The 23,187-nt window shown below is 42.8% G+C and carries 21 protein-coding genes and 2 riboswitches; all 21 genes read left to right on the forward strand.

Translation table 11 applies throughout. The features are described 5' to 3' along the window. Positions 1 to 16 precede the first annotated feature (16 nt). Positions 17 to 1,192, forward strand: a complete 1,176-nt coding sequence (locus tag MKZ11_RS09625; RefSeq protein WP_340794162.1) for an acetyl-CoA C-acetyltransferase — start codon at positions 17 to 19, stop codon at positions 1,190 to 1,192. 278 nt (positions 1,193 to 1,470) lie between these two features. Continuing rightward, positions 1,471 to 3,258, forward strand: a complete 1,788-nt coding sequence (locus MKZ11_RS09630; RefSeq protein ID WP_340794164.1) for an acyl-CoA dehydrogenase family protein — start codon at positions 1,471 to 1,473, stop codon at positions 3,256 to 3,258. Positions 3,259 to 3,723: 465 nt separating this feature from the next. Then, positions 3,724 to 4,083 (forward strand): arsenate reductase family protein, encoded by a 360-nt coding sequence (locus MKZ11_RS09635; protein WP_340794166.1) that lies wholly within the window; start codon positions 3,724 to 3,726, stop codon positions 4,081 to 4,083. A 75-nt stretch (positions 4,084 to 4,158) separates the two neighbouring features. Beyond that, on the forward strand, positions 4,159 to 4,542 hold the full coding sequence (gcvH, locus tag MKZ11_RS09640; protein WP_340794168.1) for a glycine cleavage system protein GcvH: 384 nt from the start codon (positions 4,159 to 4,161) through the stop codon (positions 4,540 to 4,542). A gap of 269 nt (positions 4,543 to 4,811) precedes the next feature. Next, entirely contained in the window at positions 4,812 to 5,153 is a 342-nt protein-coding gene (locus tag MKZ11_RS09645) for a toprim domain-containing protein (protein ID WP_340794170.1), read from the forward strand. A 14-nt stretch (positions 5,154 to 5,167) separates the two neighbouring features. Continuing rightward, positions 5,168 to 5,467 (forward strand): thioredoxin family protein, encoded by a 300-nt coding sequence (locus MKZ11_RS09650; RefSeq protein WP_340794173.1) that lies wholly within the window; start codon positions 5,168 to 5,170, stop codon positions 5,465 to 5,467. Positions 5,468 to 5,521: 54 nt separating this feature from the next. Next, positions 5,522 to 5,627, forward strand: a riboswitch (SAM riboswitch). Between the two features lie 479 nt (positions 5,628 to 6,106). Then, complete coding sequence (locus MKZ11_RS09655; protein WP_340794175.1) at positions 6,107 to 7,132, forward strand: methionine ABC transporter ATP-binding protein; 1,026 nt, start codon at positions 6,107 to 6,109, stop codon at positions 7,130 to 7,132. Then, the gene (locus MKZ11_RS09660; protein ID WP_340794177.1) at positions 7,125 to 7,793 is read left to right on the forward strand and encodes a methionine ABC transporter permease; all 669 of its coding nucleotides are present in this window, start codon (positions 7,125 to 7,127) and stop codon (positions 7,791 to 7,793) included. Before MKZ11_RS09655 ends, MKZ11_RS09660 begins: the two co-directional genes overlap by 8 nt. A 69-nt stretch (positions 7,794 to 7,862) precedes the next feature. Then, positions 7,863 to 8,723 carry a MetQ/NlpA family ABC transporter substrate-binding protein gene (locus MKZ11_RS09665; protein ID WP_340794179.1) on the forward strand — a complete coding sequence of 287 codons (861 nt, stop codon included), beginning with the start codon at positions 7,863 to 7,865 and terminating at the stop codon, positions 8,721 to 8,723. A gap of 75 nt (positions 8,724 to 8,798) precedes the next feature. Then, positions 8,799 to 9,656, forward strand: a complete 858-nt coding sequence (locus MKZ11_RS09670) for a MetQ/NlpA family ABC transporter substrate-binding protein (RefSeq protein WP_340794181.1) — start codon at positions 8,799 to 8,801, stop codon at positions 9,654 to 9,656. Positions 9,657 to 9,805: 149 nt separating this feature from the next. After that, positions 9,806 to 11,032: a dicarboxylate/amino acid:cation symporter gene (locus MKZ11_RS09675; RefSeq protein ID WP_340794183.1), complete on the forward strand. Its 1,227-nt coding sequence runs from the start codon at positions 9,806 to 9,808 to the stop codon at positions 11,030 to 11,032. A gap of 248 nt (positions 11,033 to 11,280) precedes the next feature. Further along, the gene (sufC, locus tag MKZ11_RS09680) at positions 11,281 to 12,060 is read left to right on the forward strand and encodes a Fe-S cluster assembly ATPase SufC (RefSeq protein WP_445326989.1); all 780 of its coding nucleotides are present in this window, start codon (positions 11,281 to 11,283) and stop codon (positions 12,058 to 12,060) included. Positions 12,061 to 12,079: 19 nt separating this feature from the next. Then, a complete protein-coding gene (sufD, locus tag MKZ11_RS09685; protein WP_340794185.1) occupies positions 12,080 to 13,387 on the forward strand; it encodes a Fe-S cluster assembly protein SufD in 1,308 nt (435 codons plus the stop codon). Further along, positions 13,387 to 14,616 (forward strand): cysteine desulfurase, encoded by a 1,230-nt coding sequence (locus MKZ11_RS09690; RefSeq protein WP_340794187.1) that lies wholly within the window; start codon positions 13,387 to 13,389, stop codon positions 14,614 to 14,616. Before sufD ends, MKZ11_RS09690 begins: the two co-directional genes overlap by 1 nt. Then, the gene (gene sufU, locus MKZ11_RS09695; protein WP_340794189.1) at positions 14,606 to 15,061 is read left to right on the forward strand and encodes a Fe-S cluster assembly sulfur transfer protein SufU; all 456 of its coding nucleotides are present in this window, start codon (positions 14,606 to 14,608) and stop codon (positions 15,059 to 15,061) included. Before MKZ11_RS09690 ends, sufU begins: the two co-directional genes overlap by 11 nt. A gap of 2 nt (positions 15,062 to 15,063) precedes the next feature. After that, the gene (gene sufB / locus MKZ11_RS09700) at positions 15,064 to 16,461 is read left to right on the forward strand and encodes a Fe-S cluster assembly protein SufB (RefSeq protein ID WP_340794191.1); all 1,398 of its coding nucleotides are present in this window, start codon (positions 15,064 to 15,066) and stop codon (positions 16,459 to 16,461) included. 653 nt (positions 16,462 to 17,114) lie between these two features. Further along, entirely contained in the window at positions 17,115 to 17,978 is an 864-nt protein-coding gene (locus MKZ11_RS09705) for a DUF72 domain-containing protein (RefSeq protein WP_340794193.1), read from the forward strand. A 5-nt stretch (positions 17,979 to 17,983) separates the two neighbouring features. Then, complete coding sequence (locus MKZ11_RS09710) at positions 17,984 to 18,808, forward strand: sulfite exporter TauE/SafE family protein (protein WP_340794195.1); 825 nt, start codon at positions 17,984 to 17,986, stop codon at positions 18,806 to 18,808. Positions 18,809 to 18,811: 3 nt separating this feature from the next. Beyond that, on the forward strand, positions 18,812 to 20,188 hold the full coding sequence (locus MKZ11_RS09715; protein WP_340794198.1) for a bifunctional metallophosphatase/5'-nucleotidase: 1,377 nt from the start codon (positions 18,812 to 18,814) through the stop codon (positions 20,186 to 20,188). A gap of 41 nt (positions 20,189 to 20,229) precedes the next feature. Continuing rightward, entirely contained in the window at positions 20,230 to 21,000 is a 771-nt protein-coding gene (gene yunB / locus MKZ11_RS09720) for a sporulation protein YunB (protein WP_340794200.1), read from the forward strand. Between the two features lie 55 nt (positions 21,001 to 21,055). Further along, positions 21,056 to 21,237: riboswitch (Lysine riboswitch) on the forward strand. 143 nt (positions 21,238 to 21,380) lie between these two features. Beyond that, positions 21,381 to 22,952, forward strand: a complete 1,572-nt coding sequence (locus MKZ11_RS09725; RefSeq protein ID WP_340794202.1) for a Na+/H+ antiporter NhaC family protein — start codon at positions 21,381 to 21,383, stop codon at positions 22,950 to 22,952. Positions 22,953 to 23,187: the final 235 nt, after the last annotated feature.

The raw sequence follows: 23,187 nt of genomic DNA on the forward strand, positions 1-23,187 counted from the left end.
AAGAGGAGGAAATTCAATGCGTGAAGCAGTACTAGTAGCCGGTGCACGGACACCGGTGGGAAAAGCGGGTAGAGGTTCTCTTGTAACTGTACGCCCGGATGACTTAGGGGCACTAGTAATTAAAGAAACGTTGAAACGTGCTGGAGGGTATGATGGACCAATTGATGACTTAATTATTGGCTGTGCAATGCCTGAAGCTGAACAAGGGATGAACGTTGCACGAAATATTGGTGCACTTGCAGGTCTTCCTGATACGACGCCTGCTATTACAGTAAACCGATTCTGTTCATCGGGTCTTCAATCAATTGCTTATGCAGCTGAGCGCATCATGCTCGGGCACTCGCAAGCAATACTTGCCGGCGGCGTCGAGTCCATGAGCATGGTTCCGATGATGGGGAATACGATCAGACCGAATGCCCATTTAGCAGAGACGGCTCCCCAGTATTATATGGGAATGGGTCACACTGCTGAGCAAGTTGCCGTAAAATACGGTATTACTCGCCAAGAGCAGGATGAATTTGCCGTACTGTCCCATAAAAAAGCGGGCGCGGCAATTGCTGCTGGGAAATTTGATGAGGAAGTCGTACCTGTTGAAGTCGTAAAGCGTTCTGTGGATGAGCATGGTAAATATAATGAGAAGAAATTTATGTTTGAAATGGACGAAGGAGTCCGTCATGGAACAAGTGTAGAGGGATTAGCTAAATTGCGTCCGGCATTTTCAGTAACGGGTACTGTTACTGCAGGTAACGCATCACAAACATCAGACGGAGCAGGTGCAGTACTTGTGATGGATCGTGAAGTAGCAGAAGCGCAAGGATTGAAGCCAATTGCGAAGTTCCTGTCATTTGCTGTAGGCGGCGTGCCACCCGAAGTAATGGGAATCGGACCAATCGTAGCCATTCCGAAAGCACTTAAAATTGCAGGACTCTCTATTGAGGATATCGATGTTTGGGAGTTGAATGAAGCATTCGCGTCCCAATCACTTCAAGTTATCCGTCATTTAGGTCTTGATATGGATAAAGTGAACTTCAACGGTGGAGCAATCGCTCTTGGACATCCGCTTGGAGCAACAGGATCTATTTTAACAATCCGTATGATGAGTGAGTTAAAACGTCAAGGCAAACAATACGGTGTTGTTACGATGTGTATTGGCGGCGGAATGGGCGCAGCCGGCGTGTTTGAATTGCTGTAAACACTATAAATTCGGCACTACTTATTTAGAATTAACTAGGTGGTATACCTCACCAGTATAACGAACAAATCTAGCGAAGGAGCGACAAGTGTGAGCCGAAGCAATAAGACCGACAATGATCTTCTGGCGGGCTAATTGCGTGAGGCCATCACCAAGCGACAAAGCGGTGTTGGAAGAACATTCTAGTTATTAAATGCCGACTATATAGCAAAGAAACCAGTGAATTTTATATTAATAGTGGACATATAAACCCTTAAGATCAAAAGGAGGAAACAACATTGACTGAATTAAAAACAAATGAACTAATCAAAGGTGGAGCCTTTTTAACTGAGGATATTGAAGCAAGCCGTGTATTCACACCGGAAGACTTTTCAGATGAACAGAAAATGATCGCAAAAACTACAGAAGACTATGTGAAAAACGAAGTGCTCCCTGTTGTAGAAAAGCTGGAAAATCATGAATTCGAGCATTCTGTCAGACTACTTAAATCTGCAGGCGACCTCGGCCTTTTGGGCGCAGACGTTCCAGAAGAATATGACGGGCTAGGTCTTGATAAAATCTCATCTGCTTTGATTGCTGAAAAAATGTCAGTAGCGGGCGGGTTCTCAATTACACATGGTGCACACGTAGGTATTGGTACATTGCCAATCGTCCTTTTCGGGAATGAAGAACAGAAGAAAAAGTATTTGCCGAACTCTGTATCAGGTGAAAAAATTTCTGCATACGCATTAACGGAGCCAGGTTCAGGTTCTGATGCATTGGGTGCGAAAACAAATGCGAAACTAAATGCTGCTGGAACACACTATGTCCTGAATGGTGAAAAACAGTGGATCACAAACGCTGGATTTGCGGATGTGTTTGTTGTATATGCGAAAATCGATGGCGATAAATTCACGGCATTCATTGTCGAAAAAGAATTCCCAGGTGTTTCTGTCGGAGCTGAAGAGAAAAAGATGGGTATCAAATCTTCATCAACACGTACATTGATTTTACAAGATGCTGAAGTACCTGTTGAGAACCTGTTAGGTGAAATCGGTCGTGGTCATATTATCGCGTTCAATATTTTGAATATCGGACGTTACAAATTGGGAGTAGGCACAATCGGTGGATCGAAACGTGCGCTTGAACTCGCAATTTCATATACAAATCAACGTCAACAGTTCAAAACACCAATTTCTTCATTTAATTTGACGAAACAAAAACTAGCGACAATGGCGTCTAAGCTCTATGCAGCAGAAAGCTTGATTTATCGTACGGTTGGCTACTTCGAGGAGCGTCAGAGCCAGTTGAGTCCTGAACAGCAAAAAGACGGTAAAGCAATTGCTGCTGCAATTGCAGAATACGCAATCGAGTGTTCAATCAATAAAGTTGTGGGTTCTGAAGTGTTAGATTACATCGTTGACGAAGCAGTTCAGCTTCATGGCGGATACGGCTTCATGCAAGAATATGAAGTAGAGCGTATTTACCGTGATTCGCGCATCAACCGTATTTTTGAAGGGACAAATGAAATCAACCGTCTCCTTGTTCCGGGTACGTTCTTGAAAAAAGCAATGAAGGGCGAATTGCCATTACTTCAACAAGCACAGGCACTTCAAGAAGAGCTACTTATGATGATGCCTGAAGAAATTGGCGATGAAGCACTTGCACAAGAAAAAGCACTTGTGAAAAACGCTAAGAAAATTGGCTTGCTTGCTGCTGGTCTTGCTGCACAGCGTTTCGGCACGAAGCTTGAGGCAGAACAAGAAGTACTTGTTAATATCGCAGACATTGCTAACAACGTTTTTGCAATGGAGTCCGCACTTCTGCGTACAGAAAAAGCGATTGCACGCAGCGGAGAAGAAAAAGCACAACAGAAGATTCTTTACACACAAATCTTTTGTCAAGAAGCATTTGAAGAGATTGAAAGAGATGCGAAAGAAACACTTCTGGCAGCTGTCGATGGAGATAACCAGCGCATGATGATTTCAGCGTTGCGCAAATTGACTCGCTCGAATCCGTATAATATCATCGCTAAAAAACGCGAAGCGTCAGTTAAGTTAATCGAAGCGGAGAAGTATATCGTTTAACATGACTGTAAATTAACTAAAAGTAACCAATAAATAACTTGATCAGACACTGTGCACTACATGTATAGTTGCCTTTGGATTGCTTTGAATTGAACAACTTCTATATCATTATCGAGATGTTTTGATAAGTAGGGATGCGACTTTGTCGCATCCCTACTTATCTGTTCGGTAATCGTATGGTGGTAGTTCATCCGTCGCTCTCCAAAGACACAAGTACAAGAAGTGCCAAAGCGTTGCGGGACGGTAATAATGTCGTGATTAATTCGCCGATAGCGGGCCGGAAATGGTGAAGTGAAATATCGATTTTTAAGCCCTACTCGCTATCGTTTTATGCAAGTAAATGATTAATCAACAGACGTGATTGTTTTAATGAAGTAAAATTGCTGATCTCACTTTGACATCTGGATGCTTATAGGCGCCCGGGTGTTTTTTCTGTTATAATGGCGAAAATGGAGGCGTTGCTTTATGGGATTGGTTTATTACGGTTATCCGAAGTGCGGGACATGCAGGAAAGCAAAAAAATGGCTCGAAACGAACAACTTGGACTTTCAGGAAGTGAACATAGCAGAAGCACCTCCTTCAGAAGAGGAACTTGGGAAGATGATAGCAGTCTCTGATTTGGAGTTGAAAAAGTTTTTCAACGTCAGCGGCATGAAATATAGAGAACTTAACTTGAAAGATAAATTACTGGAAATGACGGATGAGGAGAAAATTAGTTTACTTGCATCAGATGGCATGCTGATTAAAAGACCGATTGTTTTTGGAGAAGGAAAAGTGACTGTTGGGTTCAAGGAAGAAGAATTCGAAAAAGTATGGGGTAACTGAGTTCCCTTCTTGTCTTTGTTCAAGAAATATGCCAGAATTGAAGAGAATGAAACTATTTATTTGGAGGGGTACGGAATGAGCACACCAAAAGATCTGCGTTATTCTGAAGAGCATGAATGGGTAAAAGAAGAAGGCGGAAATTACCGCATCGGTATTACTCACTTTGCACAATCTGAACTTGGCGATATCGTATTCGTTGAACTTCCATCTGTCGGTGACGACATCAAAGCGGACGAGCCTTTCGGAAGCGTTGAATCAGTTAAAACAGTATCGGAACTTTATGCACCAATTAGCGGTAAAGTAATTGAAGTGAACGAGGGACTTGAAGACAGCCCTGAATTCGTCAACGAATCACCGTATGAAAATGCATGGATGATTGTCGTTGAACCTTCTAATGCTTCTGAGCTGGATGAACTTATGTCAGCTGAAGCGTATGAAAAAATGACAGTTGGAGAATAATTGAAATTTATTCAGCAGAAGTTCAAACCCTTGCTGAATAGGGGAACTCAGACTAAAATCGCCGCGTCCTGCGGCAACGTCTGAGTAACCAACGTCCTGTTGGCCCTAAGCCTCCGGCGGATGCCACAGATTTTGAAAGGAGTGAATTGAGCAAGCTCAATTCAAAATCTGGGCGCAAATACGCCGAGGCGTATTTGATTTAACTGAGCGCCGGAATAATTCCGGCGTTTTTTGCATCTTACTAGTGTATTAGCAAAGGGGGAACTCTTTTGTCGGATGAAAAAGTCATCATAGTAGAGGGCGGTTCGGATAGAAAACGTTTAGTGCGCATACTTGCTGATCCTGTCGAAATTATTTGTACGAACGGTACAGTTAGCCCTTACCGGCTTGAAGAGTTACTTGCACCCTACGAAGAACAGGAACTATACGTCTTTGTCGATGCGGATGAAGATGGCGAGAAGACCCGTATTTTATTTAAGAGAGATTTCCCGGCAGCAATCCATCTATATACAGAAAAGGTATACCGAGAAGTGGAGACAACTCCGTATAAAGTGCTAGCCAAAATACTTCAAGAGGCGGATTTCAAAATCCGGCCTGAATATCTACTTTAAAGGATGTAGGATCAATGGAGACATGGACACGCGAACAGTGGGAGATAGCCTTAAAAGAGTCTCCGGTAGCAGCGTTTTATTTATATACACCGATGTGCGGCACATGTGCGGTTGCATCTAAAATGATGGAGATCATCACTGTAATGAGACCAGAAATACCAATCGGGAAAGCAGATTTGAATTACGTCCAAAATATTGCAATTGACTATGAAATTGAAAGTGTTCCTTGCCTTCTAATACAGAAGGAGGGCGTATTAACCCATAAAATCTATGCCTTTCAGTCGGTTCCGTATCTGCTTGAAAAGATTGATTGACAAACAATATGCTAATTTGATATAATTCGATTTAACATTCAACTGAATAGGTCGCTCTTATTAAGAGAGGTGGAGGGATAGTGCCCTGCGAAGCCCGGCAACCGTCACGAAAGTGAAATGGTGCCAAATCACACAAAGTGCATACTTTGAGAGATGAGAGATCGGACAAACGTTTATTTTATGATAGCGTAAAGCCTTTCTGCCCGTCTGCAGGAAGGCTTTTTTGTATTCTAATGAAATGTAGCCTTATTGTCACTAAGCGGTGAACTACCGGATAGTTATTGAGCGTAGGCGCCTTACAAGGGGTAGCCGAAGCCATAAGACTGACGGCGAAGCTGTCTGGCTTATGGGAAGCCACTGAAAAAGTTCTTTTTTCAGTAAGAACTAGTTGATTGTAGTGGAGAGCGGCGACTCCAGCGGGAACAGCACGAGCTGAAGACCCCGCAGGAACGCAGTGACGAGGAGGCTGAAGCCGTGCCCGCGGAAAGCGTCCGCTCGGAACGGAAATCAACGGGATTGAAGGAAATCGTACTTTTTCAGTACCCTCGCTTATGGCGGGAGGCATCCCCGAGCGCCGAAGCGGATTTGAAGGAATTCTAAATTCCAATTTATATAGATAAATACTCAGAGGTGAAATAGATGATTCATTTAACAGAAATCAATAAACGGTTCGGTGTAGGACCAGCCAGTATTTCAGCGGTCGAAAATGTCTCACTTGAAATTGCCGATGGCGAAATTTTTGGCATAATCGGATACAGCGGAGCAGGAAAAAGTACATTAATTCGCCTGTTGAACGGGCTTGAAAAGCCGACATCAGGTAGTGTGAAAATAGGTGGTTTAGAAATATCCGCAATCAGAGGAAAAGAACTAAGAGAAGCGCGTCAAAAAGTAAGTATGATTTTCCAACATTTCAACTTGTTATGGTCGCGGACAGTGAAGGACAATATTGCTTTTCCACTTGAAATCGCGGGCGTACGAAAAGCTACGCGAGACAAGAAAGTGGCAGAACTGATTGAACTGGTTGGATTAAGTGGTCGGGAAAACGCATATCCATCTGAATTGTCTGGAGGACAGAAGCAACGTGTCGGCATCGCCCGGGCGCTTGCAAACGATCCGGAAGTACTTCTCTGTGATGAAGCGACTTCAGCCCTTGATCCGGAAACGACGGATTCGATACTTGATCTTCTGACGGGCATTAATGAAAGACTTGGGCTGACGATTGTCCTTATCACACACGAAATGCATGTTATTCGCAAAATTTGCCACAGAGTCGCGGTAATGGAAGCAGGGAAGGTTGTCGAGATGGGGAATGTGCTCGATGTGTTCCAATCGCCGAAAGAGTCTATTACGAAGCGTTTTGTCTCTCAAGTAACTGAGCCAGCTGAAGCGAAGCAGGCAATGGCGCATATTAAGGAAGAATTCCCTACCGGTACGCTTATCAAGCTCTTATTTGTAGGTGACCGGACAGAGCAACCTGTGCTCGCAAGTCTTATCCGGAAATTCAGTGTCGACGTGAATATCGTGCAAGGGAACATTTCCCATACGCATGGTGGGGCATACGGCACACTCATACTTCAGCTCCTTGGAGATTCCACAATTATTGAGGAAGCAATTCATTATCTCAATGAAAATGATGTTCAGACGGAGGTGATCGGTAATGATTGAAAACCTTTTTCCGAATGTTGACTGGGCTAAGATGTGGGAAGCGACAGTGGAAACACTCTATATGACAGCAATCTCTACATTGTTCACATTAGTTATTGGACTAGCACTCGGGATTTTACTCTTCCTATCAAGTCCCGGTCAACTGTGGTCGAATAAGTTTGTAAATATGATTTCAGGGGCATTCGTCAATGTCTTTAGGTCAATCCCGTTTATCATATTAATCATTTTGCTTATTCCGTTTACGAAATTTCTTCTTGGCACAATCCGCGGACCGGATGCTGCGATGCCGGCACTAATAATTGGGGCGGCTCCGTTTTATGCAAGAATGGTGCTGATTGCCTTACAGGAAATTGATAAAGGTGTAATTGAAGCTTCGAAGTCAATGGGAGCAAAAACGAGAACGATTATTTTTAAAGTTCTTTTACCCGAATCGATGCCTGCACTTATTTCGGGAATTACCGTAACAGCGATTGCACTCGTCGGGTACACCGCTATGGCGGGGATTATTGGCGCAGGCGGTCTTGGGACACTCGCGTACTTAGATGGATTCCAGCGTAGCCGCGAGGACGTTACACTTGTTGCAACAATCTTTATTTTAATTATCGTATTCGTAATCCAATTCATCGGGGATTTCGCGGTAAGGAAATTTGACAAAAGATAATTTTATAGCAGTAACGTCAGGCTTTGCCTGTAAACCATAAAACAGAATAGAAAAAGGGGAGAAATCATCATGAAAAAGCTTTTAGGGGGAATAGTATTAGCAGTACTTGTATTCGCATTGGCAGCTTGTGGAGCGAAAGATGACAGCGGCGATAAAAATGCAAATGGGGGAGACAAGGCTGTCGATGAAACCGTAGAGGAAACGGAAATCGTCATTGGTGCATCAAATACACCGCACGCAATCATTTTAGAAAAGGCAGCACCGATATTGAAAGAAAAAGGCATTGAACTTGTCATTGAAACCTACCAAGACTATATCTTGCCAAACAAAGATCTTGAATCCAGTGAGTTGGATGCGAACTTCTTCCAACACATACCTTACTTGGACCAACAAGTAATTGATCATGGCTATAAATTTGCAAATGCAGGGGCTATCCATATCGAACCGATGGCTGTTTACTCGACGAAATTTAAATCAATCGAGGAACTTCCGGAGGGTGCTACTATTATATTTAGTAACTCAGTAGCTGAACATGGCCGCGTTCTATCTTTACTGGAGTCAGCTGGGTTAATTAAATTAGCTGACGGAGTAGATAAAGTAAAGGCTGAAGTGAAAGACATTGTAGACAATCCTAAAAATCTCCAGTTTGATGCAAATTACGAACCAGCACTCTTGCCGCAACTTTATAATAATGATGAAGGCGATGCAGTCGTTATCAACGCAAACTATGCAATCGATGCAGGTTTGAATCCAGTTGAAGATTCTATTGCGATAGAAGAGACGGAGTCGCCGTATGCAAACATCATCACAGTAAGAGAAGGCGAAGAAAATACGGAAGCAATCAAGACTTTGGTTGACGTGTTGAAATCGAAAGAAATCCAAGACTTCATTCTCGAAGAGTGGGGCGGCGACGTTATCCCTGTAAAGTGATTTAATGAAGAAAGTGAATAATAGGCTTTACCCTTCCATCCAGAAGAACATCATAGAAAAAAGGGAGATTTAAAAATGAAAAAATTTAGCATAGGGTTTTTAATGGCAGTACTTGTACTCGCACTTGCGGCTTGCGGAACAAAAAACACCAATGAAAGCAATAATGTAAGCGGAAAAAGTGATGATAACGGGAAAAAAGAAATAACTAAGATTGTTGTCGGTGCTTCCAATACACCGCATTCAATCATACTCGAGCAAGCTAAACCGTTATTGAAGGAAAAAGGTTACGATCTTCAAATCGAAACATATCAAGACTATGTGTTGCCAAATCAAGATCTTGAATCGGGTGACCTCGATGCAAACTACTTCCAGCATATCCCTTACCTTGACTTGCAAATTAAAGACGCAGGATACGATTTTGTGAATGCAGGCGGCATCCATATTGAACCAATCGGAGTGTATTCGAAAAAGTATAAATCACTTGATGAACTACCTAAAGGTGCGACGATTTTGATGAGTAGTTCTGTTTCGGATCATGGACGTGTACTTGCGATGCTCGAATCAACAGGACTTATCAAACTTGATGAAAGTATAGATAAGACAGCTGCTGAACTGAAAGATATCGTTGAAAATCCTAAAAACATCAAGTTTGACGCAAACTACGAACCTGGCCTAATGCCGCAACTTTATGCGAATGATGAAGGCGATGCATTGCTGATCAACTCGAATTTTGCGATCGATGCGGGCTTGAATCCGATTGAAGATTCCATTGCAATCGAAGACACGGATTCACCTTATGTAAATATCATTGCTGTAAGAAAAGGCGATGAAGATAAAGAGTCAATCAAAACTTTGATTGAAATATTGAAGTCGAAAGAAATTCAAGACTTTATTCTAAATGAATGGGACGGTACAGTAGTCCCGGTAAAGTGATGTGAAGAATACTCCGTCGAAGATTTTGAGTTCGACGGATTTTTTCTGTTTTCCAATAGATGTTAATCGCGAATAGATGTTTCAATAGCGAAAATATTATGGTATCGTTATCTATTAAATACATAAAGTCATCTTAGGGGGACATAGGTTTGAAGTTGAAAATTGGGCTTATATGGCGTATCGTCATCGCAATTGCATCAGCAATTGTACTTGGATTACTTTTACCGATGATACCAAAAATCGGAGAAGGTTTTACGGATTGGTTTGTCAGTCTTGCCGCTACATTTAATATGATTTTTGGAGGTTTTTTGAACTTTATAGTGCCTTTGATTATTATTGCATTTATCACGCCTGGAATTGCGAAGCTGGGTAAAGGATCTGGAAAGCTCCTTGGTCTAGCAACAGCATTCGCTTATATCTCTACAATTGTAGCGGGTATTATTGCATACTTTTCGGCAACAGCTTTATTGCCAGGCTTTATCGGAAGTATTGGAGACGGCAAGGTCGAAAAAGCAGGCCGGGCTGCCGCAGAATCATTTTTTGAACTCGAAATGACACCGATCATGGGTGTAATGTCAGCACTCCTTCTCGCATTCGTACTTGGTATTGGTATGGCTTCCATTGGCAGTAAGGCAATGCTGGCTGTATTCGAGGAATTGAATGTCTTGATCGAAAAGGTGATTGCGTTTGTTATCATTCCGCTATTGCCGTTCCATATTTTTGGTATCTTCCTTAATATGACATATACTGGTGAGGTTGCAAAGGTTCTTTCTGTGTTTGCAATGGTCTTCGTGATGATTATCGTTCTACATTTCATCATGCTAACGATTCAATACACGATTGCCGGCTCGCTTTCAAAACGTAATCCGTTCTTCTTGATGAAAACGATGGCCCCTGCTTATTTTACTGCACTTGGGACACAATCATCTGCAGCAACGATTCCAATTACGTTAAGCCAAGCACGTAAAACCGGTGCGTCGGATAAGGTAACTGATTTTACCATTCCACTTTTTGCGACAATTCACTTGTCAGGAAGTACAATCACTCTTGTGTCATGTTCAATCGGTGTCATGCTGATGAATGGAGTGCCTGTTGTGTTCAGCGATTACCTGCCATTCATCTTCATGCTGGGTGTGACAATGATTGCTGCTCCTGGAGTTCCGGGCGGCGCGGTTGTAGCGGCAACTGGACTCCTCGTTTCAATGCTAGGTTTTGATCAGACAATGGTTGCACTTATGATTGCACTTTACATGGCGCAAGACAGTTTCGGAACAGCTACGAACGTCACTGGCGACGGTGCACTTGCTATTATCGTCGACAGATTTACGGATAATGACATTCCAACTGAAACGAAATTAGAACCAAAACAATATTAATAAGTAGTCCCAAGCCGGTACATAAAGTGCCGGCTTTTTGAATTGTTTGGTTTCTCAATAAGGGATAGATAATTGAAAATGAGTAAAGACTTGATGAAGAAAGCTGTTCAAGTCTTGAATTAAGGGTATTCCTTTTAAATGAAACGATTCTTAATGATTTGCAAGGCAATGCTTAATGCGATAAGATTAGAATGATACTAAATAGAGAATGGATATCCGTTCAACTTTAATATATTGGAGGTATTGGAATGGCTACTTTAGAAATTAAAGACCTTCACGTCGAAATTGAAGGCAAGGAAATATTGAAAGGCGTCGATTTGACGATTAATACAAATGAGATCCACGCAATCATGGGTCCGAATGGTACAGGTAAATCTACACTCGCGCAAGCGATTATGGGGCATCCCAAATATGAGGTAACATCAGGTACAATCACACTCGATGGCGAAGACGTGCTAGAGATGGAAGTGGACGAGCGCGCTAGAGCGGGTATCTTCCTTGGTATGCAATATCCAAGCGAGATTACTGGTGTAACGAACGCTGACTTCCTTCGTTCTGCAATCAATGCGAAACGTGAAGAAGGCGATGAAATTTCATTGATGAAATTCATCCGTGAACTTGATAGCAAAATGGAATTCCTTGAAATGGACGAAGATATGGCTACACGTTACTTGAACGAAGGCTTCTCAGGCGGAGAAAAGAAACGTAACGAAATCCTTCAGCTTACAATGCTGAAACCTAAATTTGCAGTGCTTGATGAAATTGACTCTGGTCTTGACATTGATGCATTGAAAGTTGTTTCAAAAGGCATTAACGAAATGCGCGGCGAAGATTTTGGTTGCCTGATCATCACTCATTACCAACGTCTTCTTGACTATATTACGCCAGACAAAGTTCACGTTATGATGCAAGGTAAAGTTGTTAAATCCGGCGGTGCTGAACTAGCACATAAACTTGAAGAATCAGGATATGACTGGATTAAAGAAGAACTTGGCATCGAAGACGAAACTGTCGGGCAGGAAGTTTAAGAAAGGGGGACGATTCAAAATGACGGTTGAAACAAAGATGGCATTAACCGAACAGGACGTCCGCTCCTATTCCGCTAAGATGAATGAAGCAGATTGGATGGCGGATTTCCGCGCAGACGCATTAGCGAAAGCGGAACAGCTACCAATGCCAAAACCAGATAAGACGAAAATCGATAAATGGAATTTCACGGAATTCCCTGTTCATACGGTAGAAAGTGCTACGTATTCTTCATTGGACGAACTGTCAGAAGAAGCGCGTGCACTTGTTGATAAAGATCAGCAGAACAGCATTTATGTCCAGCATAATAACACACCAGCTTACCTGTTTTTATCTGAAGAGTTGAAAGCGAAAGGTGTCATCATGACAGACATTTTCACAGCATCACGTGAACATAGTGATCTTATGAAAAAATATTTCATGACAGACGGTGTGAAAGTAGACGAGCATAAACTGACTGCACTTCATGCAGCACTTATAAACGGTGGCGTTTTCGTATATGTTCCGAAAAATGTTGTTGTCGAAGAACCAATTCAAGTGTTGTTTTTACATGATGATGAACAAGCTTCACTCTTTAACCACGTTCTAGTTGTGGCAGAAGCGAATAGTTCAGTGACGTATGTTGAGAACTATTTATCGACTGTAGAAGAAGCAAAAGGATTAGCTAATATCGTTTCTGAAGTATTCACAGGTGATAATGCACAAATTACTTACGGTGCGGTTGATGTACTTGCGAAGGGATTTACAACTTACGTGAATCGTCGTGGAGTTACAGGACGCGATAGCCGAATTGATTGGGCACTTGGATTGATGAATGACAGTGATACGATTTCTGAAAATATTACGCATCTTGTTGGTAACGGATCTCATTGTGACATGAAGACAGTTGTTGTTGGACGCGGTCAACAGCGCCAAAACTTCACAACTGAAATCGTTCACTGGGGAACGGATACTGAAGGATTCATCTTGAAACACGGTGTCGTGAAAGAAGCATCTACATGTATCTTTAACGGTATTGGAAGAATTGCAAAAGGCGCAACAAGAGCGAACGCTGTTCAAGAGTCACGTGTTCTTATGTTGAGTGAAAGGGCACGCGGAGACGCAAACCCAATCCTTCTTATCGACGAAGACGATGTAACTGCAGGACACGCAGCATCTGTTGGTCGGGTTGATCCGATGCAACTGTTTTACTTGATGAGCCGAGGAATTTCCCAACACGAAGCAGAACGCCTTGTCATCCATGGTTTCCTTGCGCCTGTTGTCAGCAAATTGCCGATTGAAGGCGTTAAGAAACAATTGACGGAGGTTATCGAAAGGAAAGTGCGCTAATGCTCAGTACAGACATCCGCAAACATTTCCCTATATTGGACCAGGAAATAAACGGGCATCCGCTCGTTTATCTAGATAGTGCCGCGACTTCTCAAAAGCCCCGGCAAGTAATAGAAGCGATTAGCAACTATTACAGTTTTGATAACTCAAACGTTCACCGTGGCGTGCATACGCTTGGAAACCGGGCGACGGAAGGGTATGAAGGTGCACGTGAGAAAGTGCGTAACTTCATAAATGCGAAGTCGACGGAAGAAGTCATTTTCATGCGTGGTACGACAACTGCATTAAACACAGTTGCGCAAAGTTATGGGCGGGCGAATGTCGCTGAAGGTGATGAAATATTGATCACTTACATGGAGCACCATTCGAACATTATTCCATGGCAGCAATTGGCAAAAGAAAAAGGGGCAGTGTTGAAATACGTCGACCTTGAGGAAGACGGAACATTGTCAATCGAAAAAGTGCGAGAAGTGATTACAGACCGGACAAAAATCGTGTCAATCATGTACGTATCGAACGTGCTTGGTACGATGAATCCGATTAAAGAAATTACCGAAATTGCGCATGCTCATGGGGCTGTCATGGTTGTCGATGGCGCGCAAGCTGCACCGCATTTGAAAATCGATGTACAGAAACTTGACTGTGACTTTTTCGCTTTCTCGGGACACAAGATGTGCGGGCCAACCGGTATCGGTGTTCTTTATGGGAAAAAAGATTTACTTAACAAAATGGAGCCGGTGGAGTTCGGAGGCGAAATGATCGACTTCGTCGGTTTGTATGAATCAACATGGAAAGAGCTTCCTTGGAAGTTTGAAGGCGGTACACCGATTATCGCGGGTGCGATTGGTCTTGGTGCTGCTATCGATTTTCTTGAGGAGATCGGACTGGATAACATTGAACGGCATGAACACCAACTTGCCGGATATGCAATGAAGCGGATGTCGGAAATCGATGGACTTACCATCTATGGCCCGCTTGATCCTGAAAAACGCGCTGGACTTGTCACGTTCAATCTGAACGATGTCCATCCGCATGATGTCGCAACGGTGCTCGATATGCACGGCATTGCCGTCAGGGCGGGTCACCATTGCGCACAGCCGCTCATGAAATGGCTCGATGTATCAGCCACGGCACGCGCCAGCTTCTATATTTACAATACAGAAGCTGACGTTGATCGCCTCGTGGACGGACTCCGTATTGCAAAGGAGTATTTCGCAGATGTCTACTAATAAATTAGATCAATTATATCGTTCGGTCATCATGGATCATTACAAAAACCCTAGAAACAAAGGCATCATCGAAGAAAGTAGCATCACTGTCGATATGAATAATCCGACATGTGGCGATGTTATTCATCTGACGCTTCAAGTAGATGACGGCATCGTTCAAAATGCGAAATTTGAAGGGGACGGCTGTTCAATTTCGATGGCATCCGCTTCTATGATGACGCAAATTGTCAAAGGGAAAAAAGTGGACGAAGCATTAAAAGCTGCCACTGTCTTTTCGGACATGATGTTGGGCAAAGATATTGACGACTCCATCGACCTCGGCGATATTGAAGCATTGGCGGGCGTAGCGAAATTTCCCGCCCGTATCAAATGTGCGACATTGGCCTGGAAGGCGATGGAAAAGGGAGTCGGAAATGACTCCGGACAAAATAGAACGGAGGAATAGTAATGGCTAAAAAAATGCCGGAAATCGGCGATTACAAATATGGGTTTGCTGATAAAGACGTCTCTGTTTTCCGTTCGGAACGTGGTTTGACAAAAGAAATCGTCGAAGAAATCTCAGGAATGAAGGACGAACCTAAGTGGATGCTTGACTACCGCTTGAAATCATTGGAACTGTTCTACAAAATGCCAATGCCTCAGTGGGGTGGAGATCTCAACTCCCTTAAATTCGACGAAATCACATATTACGTTAAACCATCTGAAGGAGCAGAACGCTCTTGGGATGAAGTACCGGAAGAAATCAAGCGTACGTTTGATAAACTCGGGATTCCAGAAGCGGAACAAAAATACCTTGCAGGTGTTTCTGCACAATATGAATCTGAAGTTGTGTATCACAATATGAAAGAAGAACTCGTAGACTTGGGGATTGTCTTCAAAGATACGGATTCAGCACTTAGAGAAAACGAAGAGCTATTCAAAAAGTATTTCGGAACGATTATTCCGAACTCTGATAATAAGTTTGCTGCCCTAAATTCAGCTGTCTGGTCAGGCGGTTCATTCATCTACGTGCCACCAGGCGTTAAAGTTGAAACACCGTTGCAAGCCTACTTCCGTATCAACTCGGAAAACATGGGGCAGTTCGAGCGCACACTTATCGTTGTTGATGAAGGAGCAAGCGTCCACTACGTTGAAGGATGTACTGCACCTGTTTATACGACGAACTCACTCCACAGTGCAGTCGTTGAAATCATCATCAAAAAAGATGCGTATTGCCGTTATACGACAATCCAAAACTGGGCAAACAACGTGTATAACCTTGTTACTAAGCGTGCAGTTTGTGATGCAAATGCAACAATGGAATGGATTGACGGTAACATCGGTTCGAAATTGACGATGAAATACCCTGCAGTTATTCTTAAAGGCGAAGGCGCTCGCGGTATGACACTTTCCATCGCGCTTGCTGGGAAAGGTCAACACCAGGATGCTGGAGCTAAAATGCATCACCTTGCGCCAAATACATCATCTACAATCGTATCGAAATCGATTTCTCAACACGGTGGTAAAGTAACATATCGTGGAATCGTTCACTTCGGACGTAAAGCAGATGGTGCACGCGCAAACATCGAGTGTGACACGCTCATTATGGATGACCTGTCGACTTCTGACACGATTCCATATAATGAAATCCTGAATGATAACATTTCACTTGAACACGAAGCGAAAGTTTCTAAAGTATCAGAGGAGCAGCTCTTCTACTTGATGAGCCGCGGAGTTCCTGAGCTTGAAGCAACTGAAATGATCGTTATGGGCTTCATCGAGCCATTCACAAAAGAGTTGCCGATGGAATATGCTGTAGAAATGAACCGTCTTATCAAGTTTGAGATGGAAGGTTCAATCGGGTAATTATTATATGGAAAAACCGGCCACTACGGTCGGTTTTTTTGTTTTTACCGCGTCTATTGATTAACTATTTTCATACATAAGTTGTAGGTAAGCAAAGGCTTGAAACCAACATTTTCACTGGATTATTTCCGGTTCACTTTCGGCGAAATAGTCATGACACCCTTCTTGGTAATCTTGTTGCAAATAGTTGCCTGTCGCGTACTTACAATACCTATAGAAAGAGACAATTCCTAAAATGAAAAAAGGAAAAGCCCATGGCGAAGGTATCAGCGGTCAAAATTGTATCTTTGACCGCTTCTCTCCAAGTAAGAAGCCCTCTATTCCCTCGTTCCCAAAAAGCATTAGCACTTCGTGTATCTGCGCTTTTGGAGAGTGACGGATGAACAACCACCATACGATTGCCGAAAACCTATACAGAAAAAAAGCTCGGTAATGGTATAGAAGTTGTTCAATCCAAAGCGATCAAAAAAGCAATTATACACGGAGTGCCTAGTAGTTGATTAATTTTTCTGCTTGGCTTATCACGGGAGGCATCCCCGATCGCCGCATCGAATTCAATGGTATTCTTTATGTCGACCTTTATAGTCGGCCAAATCTGTTGTCCAGATATGTTAATATAAATAGTATCGATTCATTTGAAAGGGGGCGTAGGGATGATCCAAATCGGACTAACCGGTTGGGGAGACCATCCTGACGTATACAACTCTTCTTCTTCGAAGAAAGAAAAACTGATTGATTATAGTGCGCACTTTCCTATCGTCGAATTAGATTCCACTTTTTACGCAATACAGTCGGAGCGCAATATTCGAAAATGGATTGCAGAAACACCGAGTAATTTCCGTTTTGTCGTCAAAGCTTATCAAGGAATGACCGGGCATCATCGGGGAGAACTGCCCTATGCATCCATCGAAGAAATGTACGAATTATTTCGGCTGTCAGTTACTCCGCTACAAGAAGCGGGTAAACTTGCAATGATCCTTGTTCAGTTTCCGCCTTGGTTTGATTGTACGAAAGAGAACGTTGAGGAAATCAGCTTTGTTTGCAGTAAATTGCATGGATTCGACATCGCTATTGAATTTAGGCATCAGTCTTGGTATTCTCCGAAATATTGTGATCAAACGTTAGCTTTTTTGAAGAGACTGAACGTTATCCATTCCGTATGTGATGAGCCACAAGCCGGGCAGGGAAGCATCCCGCTGATACCGATCTCAACCCGGACGGATAAAGTGCTAGTTAGATTACACGGTCGTAATGTGGCGGGATGGCGCAACACGACGGGGGATGATAAGGCATGGCGCAAGGTGAGGTACTTATATAACTATAATGATGCTGAACTAAAGGAAATCCAGTTAGCCTTACAAAAATTGCAAGATGCGACTGATGAGGTGTTCGTCATCTTTAACAATAATTCGGGTGGACATGCGGCACAAAATGCAAAACGCTTTCAAAAAATGCTCAACATCCACTATGAAAGTCTAACGCCGAAACAACTCGATTTTTTTGAAGGAGAATGGTAATTGTAATGGAATTTATCTTATTGGCTGTGATCGGTCTGGCGGCAGGAGTTGTCGGAGCGCTTGTCGGATTGGGCGGCGGGGTTATCCTCGTCCCAGCGACGCTTTTCGTCGGTATTAATCTTGGTTTAATCGATGGTATTACTCCTCAAAGTGTCGTCGGTCTTTCCGTTATCATGATGATTTTTACTGGTTTAGCATCAACACTTTCCTATATGAAGACAAAAACAATTGATTTCAAAAGTGGATTTATCTTTTTTATAGGAAGTGTACCGGGGACTTTACTTGGTGCATTTGTAAATAAAGGACTCGACTTGCCATCATTCAATTTATATTTCGGAATTTTACTCATCCTATTATCAACACTTCTTTTAGTACGCAATTATTTGAAACCGGTCAGCTGGTTTGTTAATCACGGCAAAAAAAGATCATTCACAGATAAGATGAACCAGACTTACGTTTATGGTTATCCTGTATGGTTTGCACTAGTGCTGACATTTGGAGTCGGATTTGCATCAGGTCTATTTGGTATCGGCGGGGGATCAATCATCGTACCTGCAATGATTCTTCTATTTCTGTTTCCACCGCATGTCGCGGTCGGTACGTCGATGTTCATGGTATTTTTGTCAGCTCTCGTCAACTCTATCACGCATATCTCTCTGGGCAATGTGCCGTGGCTCTATACCATCCCAGTCGTTCCAGCAGCGTATATCGGTGCCAAAGTCGGTGCAAAGTTGAACCAAAAAATGAAATCAGAAACGCTTGTTGTTGCACTGCGTATTATTCTTCTGCTACTAGGAATAAGATCAATTATTGACGGACTTATGGGGTGACATATGAATCACGAAATTGAGACGATTCACTTCTATCATACAAACGATATCCACAGCCATTTTGAGAACTGGCCACAAATCAGCCGGCTTCTTTGTAATAAGAAACAGGAGCATTTAATAGAAGGAAATGCTTGCTACATAGTAGACATCGGAGATCATGTTGATCGTTCCCATCCTTTTACAGAAGGGACGAAAGGTCAAGGGAATATACAATTGTTGAATGAAGCGGGATATGATGCCGTCACGATTGGCAATAACGAAGGAATTACCATGTCAAAAGAGGCGCTGTCTTCTCTTTATAAGGAGGCCAGTTTCGATGTTATCCTTAGCAATTTATTTGAGGACGATGGAAGTCGGCCAGATTGGTCGTTGCCTTACAGAATCTATAGCACTGCGAAAGGAACACGAATCGGTGTCATAGGAGCTACCGCAGAATATAAAGCCTTCTATTCGAAGCTGGGCTGGCAAGTGACACCACCCCGCGAAAATTTAAAGCGTATTGCTGAGAGTTTGGCTGAGGACACTGATTTTATTGTTTGTCTATCGCATATGGGGATTAATGAAGACGAAAAGCTTGCAGCAGAATGTCCAGGGATTGATGTCATTTTCGGCGCACATACGCACCACCTTTTTCATGAGGGCAAGATGATTGGCGAAACGATGCTCGCTGCAACGGGGAAATATGGTCAGTATGTCGGTCATGTCACCGTGAAATTTGATAAGGATGCCAAAAAGCCCATGCAACTGGATGCAGAGCTTTTCAGGATGGATTCGGTGAAGAGTAATGAAAAAGATATTGAAAAAGTAAATAAACTAATTCAATTGGGGAAAAAAGAAATGGAAGAACAGGTCTTTTTCAATCCAACCCATTTGGCTCAAAACTTGTTTGAAGAAAGTCCCTTGTCGTCTTTCTTTGGGAGGGCGCTCATTGCCTATTCGCAAGCTGATTGCGCATTGTTCAATGCGGGGATTTTCTTAGGAAGTCTAGATGAGGGCTGGGTGACGAAAGCTGATTTACATGCGTTGCTGCCTCATCCCATCAATCCCTGCCTCGTCACATTGGATGGATCTGAACTGATAGACGTATATGAGCTGTCCATGAATAAAGACTGGCCACAAATCGAAATTAAAGGACTGGGCTTTCGGGGAGCATTAATGGGTGCGATGATTCATGAAAGATTATATAAAAATAGACATGGCCAGTTATTCGCCGGCAACCGGGAAGTTGTGTCCGGTCAAAAGTATACACTTGCAACGCTGGATATGTTCACATTCGGATTTTTCTTCCCGTCACTGAAACAGGCAGAGAAAGAGTACTACATGCCAGAATTGATCAGGGACGTGTTAGGGTGGTATGGAACTGAATATTTTAAAGAATGAACGACTCCTTTCCTGCATAACGTATAGCAGGAGGAGTCGTTTTGAAATTTCAGGGCCAGGTAACCCGGCGATCCAGGAAAAAGAAACGTAAATTGTTACCCTTTCTTCTTCCCACAATTATAATTGCAGTCTCCCTATTCTTTTACACTGTTAATACAAGACTTACTCCAATTTATGTCCAGTATGCAGAGGTACAGACGGAGAAAATAGCCTCCCATGTTATCAGTAAAGCCATTAATTCAAGAATAGCTAATGTCCTGGACGTCAATGAGATTATTGTAGACGCATCGACTAATACTGAAGGGGGGGCGGCGTGGAAATTCAATACAGAAATTATCAATAGGGTGTTGGCAGAAACACAACAACTAGTCGAGTCCCATCTCCAGCAAGCCGAGGAGGGAAATCTGGATATGCTACCTATGCAAAGTGGTATCGAATTCGATCCGCAAGCGATGGAAAGCCAAGGTGGAGTTGTTTTTTTTGTGCCAATCGGGCAAGCGACGAATATTCCCCTGCTCGGTAATTTAGGCCCCAAAATCCCTATCCGTTTCCACGTCATTGGCGAGGTCAGTGCGACGATTGATACGGAAACACGTTCTTTCGGTATTAACAGTGTGTATGTTGAAGTTAATATATTACTGACAGTAAATGTTCAAATTATTGTTCCACTCGCAACCGAAAAAAGTGTAGTTAAACAGAAGATTCCGGTAGCGATGGGACTCATTCATGGAACGGTTCCTGACTACTACAATAGTGGAAGTGGAAATCCGCCAAATCTTCAAATCCCTTTGCCAGATAATTTCGCGGAATGAAGAAGGGCTTGAAAATGTCCAAGATTATTGATAGGCTTGTTAAGAATTGAAAAATCGATTGGGTAGAGGCTGCATTGCTTATTAGTCACACACGCGAGATTGACACCGATGACCGTGCGTAAAAGGAAGCTTTGCCGAAGCTTGGTAAGATCGTCAGGATCTATCAGGCTGGGGTTGTTCCGAATAGGGATAACACTGTCATACATCTTTGAACATGTATGATGAGCTACAAGTCGTGTGTTAGATAAGCAGTATGAGTTATCCAACAAACGAAACGTAGATAAAGCCGGCTCCTGATGCACTCTGCTGAGTGTAATTAGCAGCCGTTTTTTTATTCCCCCTATACAGGGCCTCAACCCGACTAAATGGAGGAATTGTAGATGATAGGAACATGGGTATCAATTTTACCGCCGCTAATCGCCATTATTATGGTGTTTGCGACTAAGCGAGTGCTATTGTCGCTAGGCGCAGGAATAGTGTCAGGCGCTTTGCTGGCAGCGTCATTTGGGCCTGTTGAATCGCTGAAGAATTTGTGGGAATCATTAAAAGCAACATTTTGGGATGATGGATTTAATACAGGGAATATTTATATCATTCTTTTCATCCTTCTATTAGGAGTTATCACTGCATTTGTTAGTTTGTCTGGGGGAAGCCGGGCATTTGCAGAATGGGCAGTGCGTCATATCAAAACAAAACGCGGAGCAAAATTGCTCACAGTGTTTCTCGGTATTGCTATTTTTGTGGATGACTATTTCAATGCGTTGGCAGTTGGGCAAATCGCTCGTCCGATCACGGATCAACATCGGGTTTCAAGAGCGAAATTGGCTTACTTCATCGACTCAACTTCGGCGCCGATTTGTGTCATTTCTCCAATTTCAAGCTGGGGAGCCTTTTTAATCGGACAACTTGCACTCATATTTGGCGGGGCTGCTGCAATTAGCTATTCGCCACTATCCGCTTTCCTTATGATGGCACCTATGAATTTTTACGTTATCGCCACATTTGCAATGGTATTCTTCCTCGCATGGACGAATTTTGATCTATTCGACATGAAGAAACATGAACAGCGTGCAATGGAGACGGGTCAATTATTTGATCCTGAAAAAGAAATTCCAGGTCAACTGAAAGAAGAATTTCCGGTTCACGCGCATGGTCGTGTTCGGGATTTAGTCGCACCAATCGTTACACTTGTTGCGGTAACATTTGCTGTTATGATTTGGACAGGTTATTTAGAGGGAGGATCGATGAACATTTTGTCGATCTTTGAAAATACGGATGTATCGCTAGCGCTGTTGGCAGGTGGGATTACAGCTACAGCACTTGCAGCCATCTTATATATGTTGCAGATGAAAAATAATGAAACTGCTAGCTATTCCCTCATGGGCAGCGCATTTACAAATGGATTGAAGGCTATGATGCCACCCGTTTTCATCCTTATTTTTGCCTGGTCACTGTCGTTCTTAATTGGAAAACTGGAAACAGGTTTGTTTTTATCTGAGCTAGTATTGAAATCAAATATACCGGTTTCATTCCTGCCGGTCATTATGTTCATTCTTGCTGGCATTATGGCTTTCTCAACGGGAAGTTCTTGGGGGTCTTTCGGTATTCTTATGCCGATTGCAGGAACAATAATGATTGAAGCGGCACCTGAAATGTTACTGCCTGCGCTTGCAGCTGTTTTGGCAGGAGCCGTTTTCGGAGACCATTCCTCGCCTATTTCTGATACAACGATTCTTTCTTCTACAGGAGCAGGATGTAACCACATTGACCATGTTTCAACACAGTTTCCATACGCGTTGATTTGTGCGCTAGTGGCTACGGCGGGTTATATCCTATTAGGCATTACAGGTTCTATATGGATTGGTTTAGTAGGGGTCATCGTTATTCTTGCAGTATTGTTTTCTGTTTGGACGATGAAAGCTAAGAAAGAGGCAATACAGCTGTCTTTATAGTAGTAAATGATTGAAAGCGGTGAACTTTTCACCGCTTTTTATTATATTTCAAATAGTTTTCCAATAAAAAATGTTTTGACAATAGTTAGATAGGTATATATACTAGGCATTAAGACCACTAATAGTCTGAAAATGGAGAACTCCCATTCAATGGTTAGCTGGGGGTGTCAAGAAAGGATGATATTGAACTCGTAATCATAAGCCTTACTCGTAGAATTTAAACTGCGAAAGATTG

It is taken from the genome of Sporosarcina sp. FSL K6-1508, assembly GCF_038007465.1.
GTDB classification, from domain to species: Bacteria; Bacillota; Bacilli; order Bacillales_A; family Planococcaceae; genus Sporosarcina; species Sporosarcina psychrophila_B.

Bases quoted from the DNA above. Each gene is read 5' to 3' on its own strand.
- MKZ11_RS09660 (WP_340794177.1), top strand. From the start codon at position 7,125: ATGATTGAAAACCTTTTTCCGAATGTTGACTGGGCTAAGATGTGGGAA.
- sufC (WP_445326989.1), top strand. From the start codon at position 11,281: ATGGCTACTTTAGAAATTAAAGACCTTCACGTCGAAATTGAAGGCAAG.
- gcvH (WP_340794168.1), top strand. From the start codon at position 4,159: ATGAGCACACCAAAAGATCTGCGTTATTCTGAAGAGCATGAATGGGTA.
- MKZ11_RS09655 (WP_340794175.1), top strand. From the start codon at position 6,107: ATGATTCATTTAACAGAAATCAATAAACGGTTCGGTGTAGGACCAGCC.
- MKZ11_RS09650 (WP_340794173.1), top strand. From the start codon at position 5,168: ATGGAGACATGGACACGCGAACAGTGGGAGATAGCCTTAAAAGAGTCT.
- MKZ11_RS09670 (WP_340794181.1), top strand. From the start codon at position 8,799: ATGAAAAAATTTAGCATAGGGTTTTTAATGGCAGTACTTGTACTCGCA.
- MKZ11_RS09725 (WP_340794202.1), top strand. From the start codon at position 21,381: ATGATAGGAACATGGGTATCAATTTTACCGCCGCTAATCGCCATTATT.
- MKZ11_RS09625 (WP_340794162.1), top strand. From the start codon at position 17: ATGCGTGAAGCAGTACTAGTAGCCGGTGCACGGACACCGGTGGGAAAA.
- MKZ11_RS09635 (WP_340794166.1), top strand. From the start codon at position 3,724: ATGGGATTGGTTTATTACGGTTATCCGAAGTGCGGGACATGCAGGAAA.
- MKZ11_RS09715 (WP_340794198.1), top strand. From the start codon at position 18,812: ATGAATCACGAAATTGAGACGATTCACTTCTATCATACAAACGATATC.
- sufU (WP_340794189.1), top strand. From the start codon at position 14,606: ATGTCTACTAATAAATTAGATCAATTATATCGTTCGGTCATCATGGAT.
- MKZ11_RS09665 (WP_340794179.1), top strand. From the start codon at position 7,863: ATGAAAAAGCTTTTAGGGGGAATAGTATTAGCAGTACTTGTATTCGCA.
- MKZ11_RS09690 (WP_340794187.1), top strand. From the start codon at position 13,387: ATGCTCAGTACAGACATCCGCAAACATTTCCCTATATTGGACCAGGAA.
- sufD (WP_340794185.1), top strand. From the start codon at position 12,080: ATGACGGTTGAAACAAAGATGGCATTAACCGAACAGGACGTCCGCTCC.
- sufB (WP_340794191.1), top strand. From the start codon at position 15,064: ATGGCTAAAAAAATGCCGGAAATCGGCGATTACAAATATGGGTTTGCT.
- MKZ11_RS09705 (WP_340794193.1), top strand. From the start codon at position 17,115: ATGATCCAAATCGGACTAACCGGTTGGGGAGACCATCCTGACGTATAC.
- MKZ11_RS09710 (WP_340794195.1), top strand. From the start codon at position 17,984: ATGGAATTTATCTTATTGGCTGTGATCGGTCTGGCGGCAGGAGTTGTC.